Below are 16,883 nucleotides of genomic sequence, written 5' to 3'. Positions count from 1 at the left end.
TAGCTGTATCGTCCGCAACCCCGACCGACCCAACGCTGGCAAGCCCCAACGCCCCGATTGCCGGGCTCGGGTTCCTGGAGGGCTTCGCGATCGAATCCAACCAGGGGTTCAGGGACAAATACCTCGCCGCAGGGGGCCACAACGCCGTGTTCAACTTCCCCGACGGCATCCACAGCCGGGGCTACTGGGGTCAGCAGCTGCAGCAGATGAAACCCGACCTGCAACGGGTTGTGGGCGTGAAAGCACCGACCGCCGCAGGCTAGGCGGCCCTGCGGGCCTCGCGTCGGTCACGGCGCCAGCCGCGAACCGCGGCGATGGCCGTCTTCAACCCGCGGCGCCGCCCGGTCGCCGGGTCGGTGCCGGCGAATCCCGGTTCCAGCTGGGCGAACATCTTCTCGCTGCGGGTCTCGGGCGCGTCGTCGACGGAGTCGGACAGGTACTTGTTCGGCAGCGACAGCTTGGCGATCGTCCGCCACGCCTTGCCGTACTGCACCAACAACGATCCGGTGGTGTAGGGCAGGTCGTACTTGTCGCAGACCTGGCGTACCCGCACCGAGATCTCGGCAAGGCGGTTGCTTGGCAGGTCCGGATACAGGTGATGCTCGATCTGGTACGACAAGTTGCCGGTCATGAACGCCATCGCCGGGCCGGCGTCGATGTTCGCGCTGCCCAGCATCTGGCGCAGGTACCACTGGCCCCTGGTTTCGCCCGCCATGTCGGACTTGGTGAATTTCTCTGCGCCGTCAGGGAAATGGCCACAGAAGATCACCGCGTTGGCCCATACGTTGCGGATCACGTTGGCCAGCACGTTGGCCGTCGCGGTGGACTTGTAGGTCGCCCCGGGCGACAGCGAGGTCAGCGCCGGGAACGCCACGTAATCCTTGAACAGCTGCTTGCTGGCCTTGGCTGACATCTCGCGAAGCCGCACCTTCGTCGCGTCGCGATCGGCACGGCCCTTGAACAGCTTGCCGAGTTCCAAGTACTGCAGCGCAACTCCCCACTCGAAACCGAGCGCGAGCGTGGTGTTCAAGAGCAGGTTGAGAATGTTGTACTGCTTCCAGCGCTGGTCACGGGTGACGCGCAGCATGCCGTAGCCGACGTCGTCGTCCATGCCGAGAATGTTGGTGTACTTGTGGTGCTGGAAGTTATGGGTGAACCGCCAGTGCTTGGCCGCACCGCCCATGTCCCACTCCCACGACGAGGAGTGGATCTCGGGATCGTTCATCCAATCCCATTGGCCGTGCATGACGTTGTGGCCGATTTCCATGTTCTCGATGATCTTGGCCAGGCCGAGGGTCGCGGCGCCTGCCCACCATGCGGAGCGCTTGGAGCTCGCCGCCAGAATGACGCGGGCGGCGACCTCCAGGCCGCGCTGTGCGGCGATCGTGCGGCGGATGTAGCGGGCGTCGCGGTCACCGAGGGAGTCCTCGATGTCCCGGCGGATCGCGTCGAGCTCCACGCCCAGGCTCTCGATGTCGGCGTCGGTCAGATGAGCGAACGCCGGTACGTCTGAGATGGCCATCGTGCCTCCTTTCGTTCGGTCGTTGTCTAACCTACGCTAGCGTAACTTACGAAACCGTAGGTTACCAACCAGTAAAGGCTAGACATCGAGCACACAGTCGCCCGATGCCGCCGAGATGCAGGTCTGCACCCGGGTGCCCGGCTCATGCTCGGTCCCGGTTCGCAAATCGCGCACATGGCCTTGCGCGAGCCCGACGACACAGGACTGGCAGATGCCCATGCGGCAGCCGAAAGGCATTCGCGCACCGACACTTTCGCCCGCATCCAGCAACGAGGTGGCCGCGTCGGCGGCGATGGTCTTGCCGCTGCGGGCGAACGTCACCGTGCCGCCCTGTCCATGCGCTGCCGCCCGCGACACCGCGAATCGCTCAAGGTGTAGCCGCTCGGCCAGACCCTCGCCGGCCCACACCTTTTCGGCGTCGTTCAGCATCCCCTCGGGTCCGCAGGCCCAGGTGTGCCGCTGCCGCCAGTCGGGTACCGCCTCGGCGATTCGGCTCAGATCCAGCCGGCCCTCCCGGCGCGTGGCGCGCACGCGCAGTCGGTAGCCCGGCCGCGACCGGGTCAGCTCGGCCAGCTCGGCTGCGAACATCACATCGGATTCCGTTGGCGCCGAATGCAAATGCACAACGTCGGTGATCTGGTCACGGCGGGCCAGCGTGCGCAGCATCGACATCACCGGCGTGATGCCGGACCCGCCGGTGATGAACAGCACCGACGGCGGTGCCGGGTCGGGCAGCACGAAATTGCCCTGCGGAGGGGCCAGCCGCACGACGGTGCCCGGTGCCACGCCGCCGACCAGATGGGTGGACAGGAAGCCCTCGGGCATCGCCTTGACCGTAATCGTGATGGTGCGGGCCGTCTTGGACGTCGCCGGGCTGGACGTCAGCGAGTACGACCGCCACCGCCAGCGGCCGTCGACAAGCAGCCCGATGCCGATGTACTGGCCCGGTTGGTAGTTGAACGTGAAGCCCCAGCCCGGCTTTATGACCAGCGTCGCGGAGTCCGTCGTCTCGCGGCGTACCTCGACCACCCGGCCGCGCAATTCGCGCGCCGACCACAGCGGGTTGGCCAGCTGCAGATAGTCGTCGGGCAGTAGCGGCGTGGTGATCCGGCCGACCACGACGCGCAACGCCTGCCTCGCCGGGTTGTCGCCCCGAATGCGCGGCCGTCGCGTTTCAGCGACGACGGCCGTGGGCTTTTTGATCTTTGCGCCCATGACACTCCCCGTAATGTCCGTCCGTTAACCTACGGTACCGTAACCTACGGTCGCGTATCCAGTGCATCCGAGCGGGAATCGTCACAGTAAGTCGATCAGGAACGGCAGCTCCTGGCGGGCGTACCAGGCCAGATCGTGGTCCTGGGCGTCGCCGACGGTGAGTTCGGCGTCCTCGTCGCCGAGGTCGGCGGCGTCGATCGCGTCGATCGCCGCGGTCACCGCCGGCTCGGCGTCGGCGTTGTCGACGTGGGCGCAGACGACCTGGTCGATGTCGACCGGCCCGGCCACGCGCACCACCGCATCGTCGAGGTCGGGCCTGGGCCGGGCGTCGTCGACGTCGGCCACCACCACGGCCCGCCGGGGCTTTTCGTCGTCGTCGGCGGCCAGCAGCCGCAGTGAGGCCAGCGCCGCCTCCCGCAGCGCGACGTCGGCCAGCTCATCCTCGTCGCCGTGGGCATAGGCCTCGCGAAGTGTCGGGGTCACCGCGAACGCGGTGCCGTTGGCCGGCTGCAGCCGGCCGTCGGCGACCAGCCGGTGCAGCATCGCCAGCGTCGCCGGAATGTAGACCAACACTATTGGGCTGCTTCCAGCAACTCGTCCAGCGATTCGGTCAGCAGGCCCGGCAACACGTCCACGTCGCTCATCGCATCGCGGTCGGCGTTGATCCCGTAGTACACGGTGCCGAGATAGGACGTCACGCCGATTGCCAGCACCTGGTTGCGCAGCAGCGGCGGCACCGCGTACGTATCCAGCAGCTTGGCCCCGGCGATGTACATCTGCGACTGTGGCCCGGGCACATTCGTGATCAGCAGGTTGAACACCCGCGCCGAGTATGTCGTCGCCACCCTGGTGCCCATCGCATGCAGGGTCGGCGGCGCGAACCCCGACAGCGTGACGATGGTCCTGGCGTCGACGAGGCCGGCCGCCGTCGGATGAGACTCGGTGGCATGCGAAATCTGCGACAACCGCACCACGGGGTTGATCTCGCCGACCGGCAGGTCGACGAGAAACGGCGACACCTCGCTGATCGCCTGGCCCGGAGTGGCCGAATCAAGATCGCCGTCGGGATACACCGACATCGGCGCCATCGCCCGCACGGTCGACGTCAGCGCCACCGGCTCGCCGCGGGAGAGTAGCCAGTTGCGCAGCGCACCGGTCACGACGGCCAACACGACGTCGTTGACGTCGCAGTCGTAGCGGGCCCGCAGATCGCGGTAGTCCTCGAGTCGGCCGCTGGCCACCGTGAATCGACGGTTGCGCGACACCGTCGTGTTGAGCGGACTACTCGGCGCGGTGCCGCGCACGATGGTGCGCGCCGTGTGGGCGATGCGCCGGCCGATGTCGGCCAAATAACCGGCGTTGGCCGCCACGTCGGTGACCGCGGAGCGCACCTGGTCGAGTTGCGCGCCGGGCCGGGCCACCCAGTCGCCGAGCGCACCCATCAGCAGCTGAGGCGTCGTCGGCTCGCGGGCCGGAATCCAGATGTCCTCGCCGAAGTCCGGTTGGCGCTGGGTGCGGTCGGCGATGACGTGGCCGATCTCCAGCGCATTCATCCCGTTGACCAGCGCCTGGTGCGACTTGGTGAAGATCGCGAGGCGGTTCTTGGACAGCCCCTCCACCAAATACATCTCCCACAGCGGGCGCGATCTGTCCAACGGGCGCGCGCTCAGTCGCGCGATCAGCTCGTGCAGCTGCTCGTCGTCGCCCGGCGAGGGCAGCGCCGATCGGCGGACGTGGTAGGTGATGTCGAAGTCGCGGTCGTCGATCCACACCGGCCGCGCCAGGCCCAGCGTCACCTCCTGAATCTTCTGGCGGTAGCGCGGTATCTGCGGGAAGCGCTGTTCGACGGTGTGCAGCAGGGTTTCGTAGCTCAGCCCGCCGCGGGGTCTGTGCAGGATCGACAGCGAGCCGACGTACATCGGGGTGGCGGTGTTCTCCAGGTAGTAGAACGAGGCGTCCGACGCAGACAATCGCGTCACCATTTCGGTGGCACTCCCCCTGTGCGTCGACGCCGGCGGCGATGCGCGGCCGCATCGCCGCCGGCGGTCGAAAGCTAGTTTCGCTTCGCGTGTTTTGGTTGCTTGGACTCGCGGGCCTGGCGGCGCGCGGCCTCACGTCGTTCGCGCCGGGTCGCGCCGGCCGGCGCACCCTGCGGTGACTCGCCGTTGCCTCCGCGCTGCACCCGCGCGGAACCGTCCTCGGACGGCCCCGAGTACGTCAGCGGCGGCGGCTCGTTCTCAATTCCCTTGGCGCGCAGGGCGCCCGCCGCCGCCGCATGCCGCGGCTTGGTGGCCACGGCTGCATCCCGGCCCATGGCGGCCGCCGCGGTGGCGAACTCGGCAAGCCCCTCCGGCGCCGGCTGCGGTGCCACCGACGGCATCGGGGCCGGTTCGACGGTGACGTTGAACAGGAACCCGACGGATTCCTCCTTCAGCCCCTCGAGCATGCCGACGAACATGTCGTAACCCTCGCGTTGGTATTCGACCAGCGGGTCGCGCTGAGCCATCGCGCGCAGGCCGATGCCTTCCTTCAGGTAGTCCATCTCGTAGAGATGCTCGCGCCACTTACGGTCGATGACGTTCAGCAGCACGTTGCGCTCCAGCTGGCGCATCGCACCATCACCGGCGAGCCCGTCGATCTCGGCCTCCCGCTCGGCGTAGGCGCGCTCGGCGTCCTCGGTCAGCGCGTCGAGCAGCTCCTCGCGGGTGAGGTCGTCGATCTCGGTGTCGTCGTCGCGGTGGGTCAGCGACGCGTGGTCGATGCCGATCGGGTACAGCGTCTTCAGCGCCGTCCACAACGCGTCGAGGTCCCAGTCCTCGGCGTAGCCCTCGGCGGTGGCGCCGTTGACGTAGGCGGTGATGACGTCGCGGATCATGTCCATGACCTGCGGCTTGAGGTTCTCGCCCTCGAGGATGCGGCCGCGCTCGGCGTAGATGACCTTGCGCTGCTGGTTCATCACCTCGTCGTACTTCAGGACGTTCTTGCGGATCTCGAAGTTCTGCTGCTCGACCTGGGTCTGGGCGCTCTTGATCGCCCGGGTCACCATCTTCGCCTCGATCGGCACGTCGTCGGGCAGGTTCAACCGCGTCAGCAGCGCCTCCAGCGTGGCGCCGTTGAACCGCCGCATCAGCTCGTCGCCGAGCGACAGGTAGAACCGCGATTCGCCGGGGTCACCCTGGCGCCCGGAGCGGCCGCGGAGCTGGTTGTCGATGCGGCGCGACTCATGACGCTCGGTGCCCAGCACGTACAGGCCCCCGGCGGCGATCACCTCTTCGGCTTCGTCGGCCGCCTCGGCCTTGACCTTCGGCAGCTCCTCGTGCCAGGCCAGCTCGTAGTCGTCGGCCGTTTCGACCGGGTCGAGGCCGCGGGCGCGCAGCCGTTTGTCGGTCAGAAAGTCGACGTTGCCGCCGAGCACGATGTCGGTGCCGCGGCCAGCCATGTTGGTGGCGACGGTGATCGCGGCTGCGCGGCCGGCCTCGGCGATGATTCCGGCCTCCTGCTCGTGGTACTTCGCGTTGAGCACGTTGTGTGGAATGCGCCGCTTGGTGAACTGGCGCGACAGGTATTCGGAGCGTTCGACGCTGGTGGTGCCGATCAGCACCGGCTGACCCTTTTTATAGCGCTCGGTGACGTCGTCGACGACCGCGATGTACTTGGCTTCCTCGGTCTTGTAGATCAGATCGGACTGGTCGGTGCGGATCATCGGCTTGTTGGTGGGGATCGACACCACGCCGAGGCCGTAGATCTCGTGCAGCTCGGCTGCCTCGGTCTGGGCGGTGCCGGTCATGCCGGCCAGCTTGTCGTAGAGCCGGAAGTAGTTCTGCAGCGTGATCGTTGCCAGCGTCTGGTTCTCGGCCTTGATCTCGACGCCCTCCTTGGCCTCGATGGCCTGGTGCATGCCCTCGTTGTAGCGGCGGCCGATCAGCACGCGACCGGTGAACTCGTCGACGATCAGGACCTCGCCGTCGCGGACGATGTAGTCCTTGTCGCGCTGGAACAGCTCCTTGGCCTTCAGCGCGTTGTTCAGATAGCTGACCAGCGGCGAGTTGGCGGCCTCGTAGAGGTTGTCGATGCCGAGCTGGTCCTCGACGAACTCGACGCCGAGCTCGTGCACGCCGACGGTGCGCTTGCGCAGGTCGACCTCGTAGTGGGTGTCCTTTTCCATCAGCGGCGCCAGGCGGGCGAACTCGGTGTACCAGTTCGAGGCGCCGTCGGCGGGCCCGGAGATGATCAGCGGGGTGCGGGCCTCGTCGATCAGGATGGAGTCGACCTCGTCGACGATCGCGTAGCTGTGGCCGCGCTGAACGGTGTCCTCCAGCGAATGCGCCATGTTGTCGCGCAGGTAGTCGAAGCCGAACTCGTTGTTGGTGCCGTAAGTGATGTCGGCGGCGTAGGCGACGCGGCGCTCGTCGGGCGTCATCTGGGCCAGGATGACCCCGACGTCCAGGCCGAGGAAGCGGTGAACCCGGCCCATCCACTCGCTGTCGCGCTTGGCCAGGTAGTCGTTTACGGTCACGACGTGCACGCCCTTGCCGCCGATCGCGTTCAGGTATGACGGCAGCACCGAGGTCAGGGTCTTGCCCTCACCGGTCTTCATCTCGGCGACATTTCCGAAGTGCAGCGCGGCCGCGCCCATCACCTGGACGTCGAATGGGCGCTGGTCGAGCACCCGCCACGCGGCTTCCCGGGCGACCGCGAAGGCCTCGGGTAGCAGGTCGTCGAGGCTTTCGCCGTCGGCGTGGCGCTTCTTGAACTCCTCGGTCTTGGCGCGCAGCTCGGCGTCGGTGAGCTTCTCGACGTCGTCGGACAAGGTGCCGACATAGTCAGCGACCCGCTCGAGGCGCTTTACCATGCGACCTTCGCCGAGGCGCAACAACTTCGACAGCACGGCTATATCCCCTATGGGTTGGAGTCTTTGGCTTCACCCATGGTAGGTGACACGGCCCCCGGCAAGGCCGGACCGGCGCCAGGCCAGCCGAATCAGTCGGCCGTTCAGGCGAGCCGGATCAAACCATAGTCGTAGGCGTGCCTGCGGTAGACCACGCAGGGCTTATCGGTGGCCTTGTCGTGAAACAGAAAGAAGTCGTGGCCCACCAGCTCCATTTGCGACAGCGCGTCGTCGACGGTCATCGGTGTCGACGGGTGCTCCTTGGTGCGAACGATCCGCCCCGGTTCGTGGTCTTCGACCGGAACAGCACCGTCGAGTTGTTCCGGGCTGGTCTCGTCGGTGTTGAAGGGCTCCACCGGCGGGGTCGCCGCGGTGGCCTCCGCCAGCGAAACCGGGGTCTTGTCGCCGTAGTGCACCTTGCGCCGGTCCTTGTGGCGGCGCAGCCTGCTCTCCAGCTTGTCCAGTGCGCCCTCTAGCGCCGCGTAGAAGCTGTTGCCGCAGCATTCGGCGCGGACCACCGGGCCGCGACCACGGGCGGTGATCTCCACATGCTGACAGCTCTTGCGCTGGCGGCGGTTGCGCTCGTGGTAAAGCTCGACATCAAAGAGGTAGATGGAGCGGTCGAACCGCTCGAGGCGGGTGAGTTTCTGCGAAACGTAGATACGGAAGTGATCGGGGATTTCGACGTTGCGGCCCTTGACCACGACGTCCGCTTTCGGCGTCGGTTCGGGCTGCTCATCGATGTCGGCCAAGACCTGGCTGGCATCCTCGGAGTGTCTTGACATGCTCAACAACTCGCTTCTCTTTCGCGTCGCACGCGCGGTGCGAGCCCGGCTTCTCGGTACACGCGCTGGACCGGGTCTCATGTGCTCGCGAAGAATCGCCCGCCCGGCCCGGCGCTAGATGTCGAACACTCACCTCCTACCGCTATTGGTGAAGTGGCGCGCCCAGCTTCCCGACGGCCGCCGTGACGTGTTCACGGAGTCTTGGCCATGACGGTAGTCCGAATTCACCGTGGCGTGCCACTAATTTCCAAGACCTGTTGCCTGTTCTTCACGCGCCTTTGATTCCAGGGTAATTGCCTCGGCGCATCGAGTGCGAGCAACCGCCAGCACACCGGCCACACGGGCCCGAGCGGGTTGCACCGGCCGGCCCGAACCTCCAGGCGGCGTCAGCCCGGCAGGACCGGCACCGCGCCCGGCACCATCAACGGCCGCACCTCCAGCCACCGCTGCTCGTTCTCGGCGGCGCCGGACAGCTGCAGCACGCCGCGCTGGTCGGCGACATACACGGTGGACGGGTTCGCCGCGACCGTCGACACCGGGGCGAGCAGGTTGCGGCTGGGCCCCCCCGAGTCCACGCCGTCGAGGTTCACGTAGGACACCGGATTCTGCGGGTCGTTGCGGCTCACCACGATGTCGTCGCCGGTGCGCCAGGCCAGCGACACCGCCGAATTGCCCAAGCCGAAGCCCAGCCGGCGCGGATAGGTCAGTGCGTATTCCCCACCGGGCGTCTGCTGGACCGTCGCGAGGATCACCTGGCCGTTGATCACCATCGCGGCGCGGGTGCCGTCGCGGGACAGTTGCAGCTCGGCGATCGGGCCGGGGAACTTCGTCGTGAGCGCGACGGCGTCCACCGGTATGCGGGCCGGCTGACCGGACGCGGCTTCCTGGATCACCCGAACCACGTTGACGCCGTCCACCACGACCCACACCGCTTCGTCGAGCGACCAGCTCGGCCGGGTGATCGAGCGACCGTCGGTGGCCTCGACCGCGTCGCCGCCGTTCGGCCCCACCCACAGCGACGCCGACGCGTCCGGTTGTCCGCCGCGCAGCACCACGACCGAGGCGATGTCGCGGCCGCTGCGCGAGAGCGTCGCGGCCCTCTGGTCGGGCATCTGACCAAACGAGCCCGCCACCCGCGGTGCGTGCTGCCCGTCAACCGTTACCAGCGAGCCACCGACCAGCGCGTGCACACCCGTTGCGGCGCCGTCGGCCGCACCGGGATCGGTCGATGCGACGTCGGTGGCCTTCCAGCCGTCGGCGAACCGGTCGTCCAGTGCCGTCCCGTCGGCGTTGATCACGTAGGGCCCGTTGATTCCCGCTCGGGCGAGCGTCCAAATCAGCTGGGCGGCAAGCAGTTGCCGGCTGTGCGGGTCGGTGGTTGACAGGTTCTCCAGCTCGACCCGGGCGCCGCCGTAGCCGCGGCCGATACCCGTCTTCCCGCCGTCGGCCCGCGTCACCGGGCCGCGCAACTTCAGCGGCGGGCCGAGCAGGTTTCGCACCGAATTGCCCATCTCGGGTCGTGGCCCGGCCATCATTTTGCTGACCAACTCGGTGGCCAGCTGGTCGGGGTCGGCGACCGCGACGTAACGCGGGTCGGGCACCACGGTCTTGCCGGTCGGGTCGGGGAAGTACAGGTTGATCCGCTTGTAGGTCTGCTGGAATTGCTGCCAGTCCAGGAAAATGCCGTTGGGTAACCGATCGATGCGCCATCCGCCGGGCGTCTTCACCAGGTCGATGGGGCCGGGGTCGGGCAACGCGCCATCGGCGGTCTCGAACACACCGGTGTCGGACAGCGATCCGATGATGTCGGCGCGCATGCTCACCGAAACTCTTTCGGCGCTTCGGGTTTCGACGAACACCACCCGGTCGACCAACAACGAGTTGCCGGCGTCGTCCCATGACCGCGATGCGGACTCGGTCAAGAATTGGCGGGCGGCCAGATGGCGGTTGGCCGGGTCCGCGGTGGCTTTGAGGAACTCGCGCAGCAGCACATCGGGATCCATGCCGGGCGTCGGCTTGGGCAGGCTGGGCGGCGCGGGCCGCTCCACGGTCCCGATGGCCTGTGGCGCCGACGATGACGGCACCCCGGCGCAACCGGCCACCAAGATCAGCCCGAACAATGCGCACAGCAGAGAAGCGAAGCGGCTCATACCGTTTCCTGCGCCGGTTCCCGGGTCCGGGTGCGACGGCGCTGCTTGCGTTCGGGTCCAGGGGGTTTCAGCGGCAGCGGGCTCGTCGTCACCTTGTGGCCGCGCACCAACGGCAGCGTCAACCGGAAGCTGGCTCCCTTGCCCGGCTCGCCCCAGGCCTCCAGCCGGCCCTGGTGCAGCCGGGCGTCTTCGCTGCTGATCGCCAGGCCGAGGCCCGTCCCGCCGGAGCGCCGCACCCGCGACGGGTCCGAGCGCCAGAAGCGGCTGAACACCAGCTTCTCCTCGCCCGGTCGCAGGCCGACCCCGAAGTCACGCACGGTCACCGCGACGGTGTCGTCGTCGGCTGCCATCCGAATCTGCACCGGCTGGCGTTCGGCATGGTCGATCGCGTTGGCGATCAGGTTGCGCAGGATCCGCTCGACGCGGCGCGGGTCGACCTCGGCGATCACGTCGTGGTCGGGAAGGTCGACCTGCAGTTTGATCCCGGCGTCGTCGGCGAGGTGTCCGACGTCGTCCAGCGCGCTGCGCACGGTCGCGCGCAGGTCCACCGACTCGACGGACAGCTCGGCCACGCCGGCGTCGTGACGAGAGATCTCCAACAGGTCGTTGAGGAGTGTCTCGAAGCGGTCCAGCTCGCTGACCATCAGCTCCGTCGAACGACGCAACGCCGGGTCGAGGTCCTCGCTGTGGTCGTAGATCAAATCGGCGGCCATCCGCACGGTCGTCAGCGGCGTGCGCAGCTCGTGGCTGACGTCAGAAGTGAAGCGGCGCTGCAGATTGCCGAACTCCTCCAGCTGTTGGATCTGCCTCGACAGGCTTTCGGCCATGTCGTTGAACGACACCGCAAGCCGGGCCATGTCGTCCTCGCCGCGCACCGGCATCCGCTCGGTCAGATGGCCGTCGGCGAACCGCTCGGAGATGCGCGCGGCCGACCGCACTGGCAACACCACCTGGCGCGCGACCAACAGGGCGACCGCGGCGAGCAGCACCAGCAGCACCAGGCCGCCGGTGGCCATGGTGCCGCGGACCAGCGCGATGGTGCGTTCCTCGTTGCCGAGTGGGAAGATCAGATACAGCTCCAGCCCGGGCACCGCGGACGTCGTCGGGGTGCCGATGATCAGCGCCGGGCCCGAGAACCCCTCGATGTGCACGGTCGAGTATTGGTAGCTGACCTGGCCCGCCTTGATGAAACCCCGCAGCGTTGCAGGGATTTGCTGCACCGGCCCGGCCGATGTCGCCGCGCGGGGCCCGTCGCCGGGCACCACCAGCGCCGCGTCGAACGTCCCGGCCACCCCGCCGCCGGCGGTCGGATCGGTCTTGCGGTCGGTCAACGTGTTGCGGGCCAACTGCAGGCTGCTGTCGAGCGATCTGGTCTCCTCGCCGCCGACCATCCCGTTCACGGTGTTGCGGGCACGGTCGATTTCCTCGTTCGCGGCGCGCACCTTGACGTCCAGCACCCGATCGGTGATCTGGCTCGTCATCACGAAGCCGAGCACCAGGATCACGGCCAGCGACAGTCCCATGGTCAGGACCACCACCCGCAACTGCAGGGACCGGCGCCAAGCAAGCCCCATGGCTCGACTCAACGCACTCAACCCGCGTAGCAGAGGAGCAGAACGCCGTTGAATGCGCCGCCTCGAGCCCCAGATCACGGAGGTCCGGCCTTGTATCCCACTCCTCGAACGGTAAGCACCACCTGCGGGTTCTCCGGGTCCTTCTCAACCTTTGCCCGCAACCGTTGGACATGCACGTTCACCAAACGGGTGTCGGCGGGGTGTCGGTACCCCCACACCTGTTCGAGCAGCACATCACGAGTAAACACCTGGCGCGGTTTGCGTGCCAGCGCCACCAAAAGGTCGAACTCCAGCGGCGTCAGCGAGATCTGCTCACCCTGGCGGGTGACCTTGTGCGCGGGCACGTCGATGTCGACGTCGGCGATCGACAGCATCTCGGCGGGCTCGTCCTCGTTGCGCCGCAGCCGCGCCCGCACCCGGGCCACCAGCTCCTTGGGCTTGAACGGTTTCATCACGTAGTCGTCGGCGCCCGACTCCAACCCGAGCACCACGTCGACTGTGTCGGTCTTGGCGGTCAGCATCACGATCGGCACTCCGGAGTCGGCGCGCAGCACCCGGCACACGTCGATGCCGTTCATGCCGGGCAGCATCAAATCCAGCAACACCAAGTCGGGGCGCAGCTCGCGGACGGCGGTCAGCGCTTGGCTGCCGTCGCCGACAACCGCGGTGTCAAAACCCTCGCCGCGCAGCACGATGGTCAACATCTCGGCCAGCGACGGATCGTCATCGACGACCAGAATTCTTTGCCTCATGGTGTCCATGGTGTCACCAAATCGCGACAAAACTCCGCTATCACACCCGCGAGTCTGCTATCTAACGAGCGACGATACGAGTTCGGCGGCGTCGACGTCGGCGCCGACGACCCGCCAGCGTCCGCCCCAGCCGGCCGCGGCGAGGCCGGCGTAGACGGCTCCGGTGCGCCGTTGCAACTCGTCGTCGCGTTCGTAGGTGTCGCGCGGCCGGTCGGCCTCGCGGTGTTCGCGCTGCCGCGCGCGTTCGGCGGCCAGCTCCGGCGAGACGTCAAGCAGCACCTGCCAATCGGGCGTGGGTAGGCGCAGCCGGTCGAATTCCAGCGCCCGGACCCACTCCACGACGGCGCCGGACGCGTCCTGGTGCAGGCGGCCCGCGCTGTAGGCGGCGTTTGACGCGACGTAGCGGTCCAGGATCAGCACGTCGTAGGCCGCACGCAGGTGGGCGATTTCGTCGCGCGCGCCCGCGCGGTCGAGTGCGAACAGCGTCGCCATCGCGTACACCGACGATGCCAGGTCGCCGTGTTGGCCGCGCAGCGCCTCGGCCGCGAGGTCGGCGGCCGCCGAATGCCCGTAGCGCGGAAACGACATATAGGCCACCGAGCGGTGATTGGTCTCGAAGCTGGTGCGCAGGCCGTGACACAGGGTGCGCTTGCCGGCGCCGTCGACCCCTTCGATCGCGATCAGCAGGCCTTGCACGCGGGAAGCTTAAACGGCGAACGTGACGCTGGAGTCACACGCGGCGTCTGCGGTGACAGTGGCGTCACGCTCGGCGCAGAACCTCAGTAGCGATAGTGCTCGGACTTGAACGGCCCGTCGACGTCGACGTTGATGTACTCGGCCTGCTCCTTGGTCAACTTGGTCAGGTGACCACCGAGCGCCTGCACATGGATGCGGGCCACCTTCTCGTCGAGCTTCTTGGGCAGCCGGTACACCTCGTTGTCGTATTGGTCGTTCTTCGTCCACAGCTCGACCTGGGCGATCACCTGGTTGGAGAAGCTGTTGCTCATCACAAATGACGGGTGCCCGGTGGCGTTGCCGAGATTCAGCAGCCGGCCCTCGGACAACACGATGATCGAATGCCCGTCGGGGAAGACGAACTCGTCGACCTGCGGCTTGATGTTGATCCGGCGGATCTGCGGGTCGCGTTCCAGCGCGGCGATTTGGATCTCGTCGTCGAAGTGGCCGATGTTGCCCAGGATCGCCTTGTCCTTCATCGCGCGCATGTGCTCGAGCGTGATGATGTCCCTGTTGCCGGTCGCGGTGATCACGATGTCGGCATCGCCGATGGCATCCTCGACGGTCTTGACGTCGAAGCCCTCCATCAGCGCCTGCAGTGCGTTGATCGGGTCGATCTCGGTGACGGTGACCCGCGCGCCCTGGCCCTTCATCGACTCGGCGCAGCCCTTGCCGACGTCGCCGTAGCCGCAGATCAGCACGTTCTTGCCGCCGATCAGCACGTCGGTGCCGCGGTTGATGCCGTCGATCAGCGAGTGCCGGGTGCCGTACTTGTTGTCGAACTTGCTCTTGGTCACCGAATCGTTGACGTTGATGGCCGGAAACGCCAGCTCACCCGCGGCGGCGAACTGGTACAGCCGCAGCACACCGGTGGTGGTCTCCTCGGTGACGCCCCGCACCGACTCGGCGATCTTCGTCCACTTGGTCTTGTCGGTCTCGAAGCGCTCGCGCAACAGCGCAAGGAACACCTTCCATTCGGTGGGATCGTCGTCCTCGGCGGGCGGAACCACGCCGGCCTTCTCGTACTGCGCGCCGCGCAGCACCAGCATGGTCGCGTCGCCGCCGTCGTCGAGGATCATGTTGGCCGGCTCATTCGGCCAGGTCAGCATCTGCTCGGCGGCCCACCAGTACTCCTCGAGCGTCTCGCCCTTCCAGGCGAACACCGACACGCCCTGCGGCTGCTCGGGGGTGCCGTGCGGGCCGACGACGACCGCGGCGGCGGCGTGGTCCTGGGTGGAGAAGATGTTGCACGACGCCCATCGGACCTCGGCGCCGAGCTCGATGAGCGTTTCAATCAACACCGCGGTCTGCACCGTCATGTGCAACGAACCCGAGATGCGGGCGCCCTTCAGCGGCCGCACCTCGGCGTACTCGCGGCGCAGCGTCATCAGTCCCGGCATCTCGTGCTCGGCCAGCCGGATCTCCTTGCGGCCGAACTCGGCCAGGGACAGATCGGCCACCTTGTATTCGATGCCGTTGCGGACGTCGGCGGTCAGCCGGTGCTCGGTCGTCGTCATGTTGTCCTTCTTCTCGCGCGCAACTACTTAGCCTGCTTACACATTAGCCCGCGCGGCGACACCGGGGCTAATCCGATTCGATCACACCGTAGCGTTCGGCCGCGGGCGTGAGCAGGCGGGCCAGATCGGCGGCGACGTCGTGGTCGGCCTCCGGTGGCATCGAGATGTAGCTGATCGCCAGCCGCACGATTGCGCGGGCCAGGATGCCCGCGTCGTCCTCGGTGCATCGCACCCAGCTGTGCATGAACGTTTGGGTCAACCGATCCGACGAACGGTTGATGATCGGCCCGCTGTCGGTCGTGATCAGCTGCAGCAGATCGGGTTTGGTGCCGCCGGTGAGCAGCGAGATCACCAGCGGGTCGGCCGCGGATTCGGCGAAGAAGTCACGAAACCCTTGCACGAACGCCTGGTTTATGTCGCCGACGTTGGTTTCGATCGCGTCGTCGACATGATCGACGAGCCGGTCGGCCAGCCGCAGCGCGTAGCCCTGGGCCAGGCCTTGGCGCGATCCGAACTCGTTGTAGATGGTCTGGCGGCTGATGCCGGCGGCACGAGCCACGTCGGACAGCGTGATCGCCGACCAGTCGCGGGTCAGCAGCAGCTCGCGCATGCCGTCGAGAATCAGGTTGCGCAGCAGGACGCGCGACGCCTCGGAGTATTGGATCCGTGGCGAACTGCGTCTGCGGGCCCGCCGTGCCACAGGCGTGACACTGGCACCAATAGGCTCAGCCGTCAACACAATCGTCTAGGTGCGGACGATCTCGATCATCTCGAAATCCGCCTTTGCCGCGCCGCAATCGGGGCAGCTCCAGTCGTCGGGGATGTCGTCCCACCGGGTGCCGGGCGCGATGCCGTCCTCGGGCCAGCCCAGTGCCTCGTCATATTCGAAGCCACACTGCAGGCAGCGGAAGAGCCGGTAATCCCGCTCATCGCTCATTGCTTTGCTCCTATCAGTTCGAAGTCCACCTTTTCGCGTACGCCGCAGTCGGGGCAGCTCCAGTCATCGGGTACGTCGGCCCACCGGGTGCCGGGCGGATAACCTTCCCGCGCAGCGCCTTTCGCTTCGTCGTAGACGTAGTCGCACACCGGGCAGCGGTACGCGGTCATGCGGCCGCTCCGTACTTGTCGAGCAGCTTCTCGCGTCTCGGCGGGTGCAGGTTCGCCCGGGTGATGTCGCCGCCGTAGTGCGCGAGCACGCGGTGATCCATCACCCTGCGCCACACGGCGGGGATGTACGTCAACGCGATCATCGTGGCGTAGCCGCTCGGCAGGTTCGGGGCACCGTCGATGCTGCGCAACGTCTGATAGCGGCGGGTCGGATTGGCGTGATGGTCGCTGTGGCGCTGCAGGTGGTACAGGAACAGATTGGTGACCAAGTGGTCGGAGTTCCAGCTGTGTTCGGGCGTGCACCGCTCGTAGCGACCGTTGGCGGTCTGCTGGCGCAGCAGCCCATAGTGCTCGAGGTAGTTGACCGTCTCCAGCAGCGTTAATCCAAAAACCGCCTGAATGATCATGAACGGGACCAGGGCCGGACCGAAAACCGCGATCAAGGTCACCCACAGCACCACAGACATCAGCCACGCGTTGACCACGTCGTTGCGGATGTCGAACACGCTGAGGTTCAGGCGGCGCATCCGCTTGGCCTCCAGCTGCCACGACGACCGCAGGCTGCCCCAGACGCTGCGCGGCAAAAATGCCCACAGGCTCTCCCCCATCCGCGCGCTGGCGGGGTCCTCGGGCGTTGC

General features: G+C 67.1%; 15 protein-coding genes and 1 pseudogene. 1 reads left to right on the top strand and 15 read right to left on the bottom strand.

Going from position 1 to position 16,883, the window contains the following annotated elements; all coding sequences use genetic code 11:
* Nucleotides 1–71: 71 nt before the first annotated feature.
* Nucleotides 72–263, top strand: a pseudogene (locus tag VE759_RS08525) (alpha/beta hydrolase-fold protein); the annotation flags it as partial.
* Here the strand turns inward: VE759_RS08525 and VE759_RS08520 are convergent.
* The 15 genes from VE759_RS08520 to VE759_RS08450 all read right to left on the bottom strand — a co-directional run.
* Nucleotides 260–1,522 (bottom strand): fatty acid desaturase, encoded by a 1,263-nt coding sequence (locus VE759_RS08520; RefSeq protein ID WP_324930316.1) that lies wholly within the window; start codon nt 1,520–1,522, stop codon nt 260–262. The pseudogene VE759_RS08525 and the gene VE759_RS08520 overlap by 4 nt on opposite strands.
* A gap of 78 nt (nt 1,523–1,600) precedes the next feature.
* The gene (locus tag VE759_RS08515) at nt 1,601–2,737 is read right to left on the bottom strand and encodes a ferredoxin reductase (RefSeq protein ID WP_324930313.1); all 1,137 of its coding nucleotides are present in this window, start codon (nt 2,735–2,737) and stop codon (nt 1,601–1,603) included.
* A gap of 81 nt (nt 2,738–2,818) precedes the next feature.
* Complete coding sequence (locus tag VE759_RS08510) at nt 2,819–3,313, bottom strand: DUF6912 family protein (RefSeq protein ID WP_324930366.1); 495 nt, start codon at nt 3,311–3,313, stop codon at nt 2,819–2,821.
* Nucleotides 3,310–4,719 (bottom strand): wax ester/triacylglycerol synthase family O-acyltransferase, encoded by a 1,410-nt coding sequence (locus VE759_RS08505; protein WP_324930310.1) that lies wholly within the window; start codon nt 4,717–4,719, stop codon nt 3,310–3,312. Before VE759_RS08505 ends, VE759_RS08510 begins: the two co-directional genes overlap by 4 nt.
* A 71-nt stretch (nt 4,720–4,790) precedes the next feature.
* The gene (secA, locus tag VE759_RS08500) at nt 4,791–7,625 is read right to left on the bottom strand and encodes a preprotein translocase subunit SecA (RefSeq protein WP_324930307.1); all 2,835 of its coding nucleotides are present in this window, start codon (nt 7,623–7,625) and stop codon (nt 4,791–4,793) included.
* Between the two features lie 104 nt (nt 7,626–7,729).
* The gene (gene hpf / locus VE759_RS08495) at nt 7,730–8,410 is read right to left on the bottom strand and encodes a ribosome hibernation-promoting factor, HPF/YfiA family (RefSeq protein ID WP_324930305.1); all 681 of its coding nucleotides are present in this window, start codon (nt 8,408–8,410) and stop codon (nt 7,730–7,732) included.
* Nucleotides 8,411–8,796: 386 nt separating this feature from the next.
* On the bottom strand, nt 8,797–10,560 hold the full coding sequence (lpqB, locus tag VE759_RS08490; protein WP_324930302.1) for an MtrAB system accessory lipoprotein LpqB: 1,764 nt from the start codon (nt 10,558–10,560) through the stop codon (nt 8,797–8,799).
* On the bottom strand, nt 10,557–12,212 hold the full coding sequence (gene mtrB / locus VE759_RS08485) for an MtrAB system histidine kinase MtrB (RefSeq protein ID WP_324930299.1): 1,656 nt from the start codon (nt 12,210–12,212) through the stop codon (nt 10,557–10,559). The genes lpqB and mtrB overlap by 4 nt, the downstream gene beginning before the upstream one ends.
* On the bottom strand, nt 12,209–12,895 hold the full coding sequence (mtrA, locus tag VE759_RS08480; RefSeq protein WP_324930294.1) for a two-component system response regulator MtrA: 687 nt from the start codon (nt 12,893–12,895) through the stop codon (nt 12,209–12,211). The genes mtrB and mtrA overlap by 4 nt, the downstream gene beginning before the upstream one ends.
* 48 nt (nt 12,896–12,943) lie before the next feature.
* Entirely contained in the window at nt 12,944–13,573 is a 630-nt protein-coding gene (locus VE759_RS08475; RefSeq protein ID WP_324930363.1) for a dTMP kinase, read from the bottom strand.
* A 92-nt stretch (nt 13,574–13,665) separates the two neighbouring features.
* The gene (gene ahcY / locus VE759_RS08470) at nt 13,666–15,138 is read right to left on the bottom strand and encodes an adenosylhomocysteinase (RefSeq protein ID WP_324930291.1); all 1,473 of its coding nucleotides are present in this window, start codon (nt 15,136–15,138) and stop codon (nt 13,666–13,668) included.
* 67 nt (nt 15,139–15,205) lie between these two features.
* Nucleotides 15,206–15,838 carry a TetR family transcriptional regulator gene (locus tag VE759_RS08465; RefSeq protein WP_324930287.1) on the bottom strand — a complete coding sequence of 211 codons (633 nt, stop codon included), beginning with the start codon at nt 15,836–15,838 and terminating at the stop codon, nt 15,206–15,208.
* Nucleotides 15,839–15,883: 45 nt separating this feature from the next.
* The gene (locus VE759_RS08460) at nt 15,884–16,075 is read right to left on the bottom strand and encodes a rubredoxin (protein WP_324930284.1); all 192 of its coding nucleotides are present in this window, start codon (nt 16,073–16,075) and stop codon (nt 15,884–15,886) included.
* On the bottom strand, nt 16,072–16,245 hold the full coding sequence (locus tag VE759_RS08455; RefSeq protein ID WP_324930281.1) for a rubredoxin: 174 nt from the start codon (nt 16,243–16,245) through the stop codon (nt 16,072–16,074). Before VE759_RS08455 ends, VE759_RS08460 begins: the two co-directional genes overlap by 4 nt.
* Nucleotides 16,242–16,883: alkane 1-monooxygenase (locus tag VE759_RS08450; RefSeq protein WP_324930279.1), on the bottom strand; the 642-nt coding region annotated here is incomplete at its 5' end. The genes VE759_RS08450 and VE759_RS08455, both read right to left, overlap by 4 nt.

This window comes from Mycobacterium sp., assembly GCF_035640695.1.
GTDB lineage: Bacteria > Actinomycetota > Actinomycetes > Mycobacteriales > Mycobacteriaceae > Mycobacterium.
Note: the sequence above shows the minus strand (reverse complement) of the source record. Positions and strands in the feature narration are given on the sequence as shown.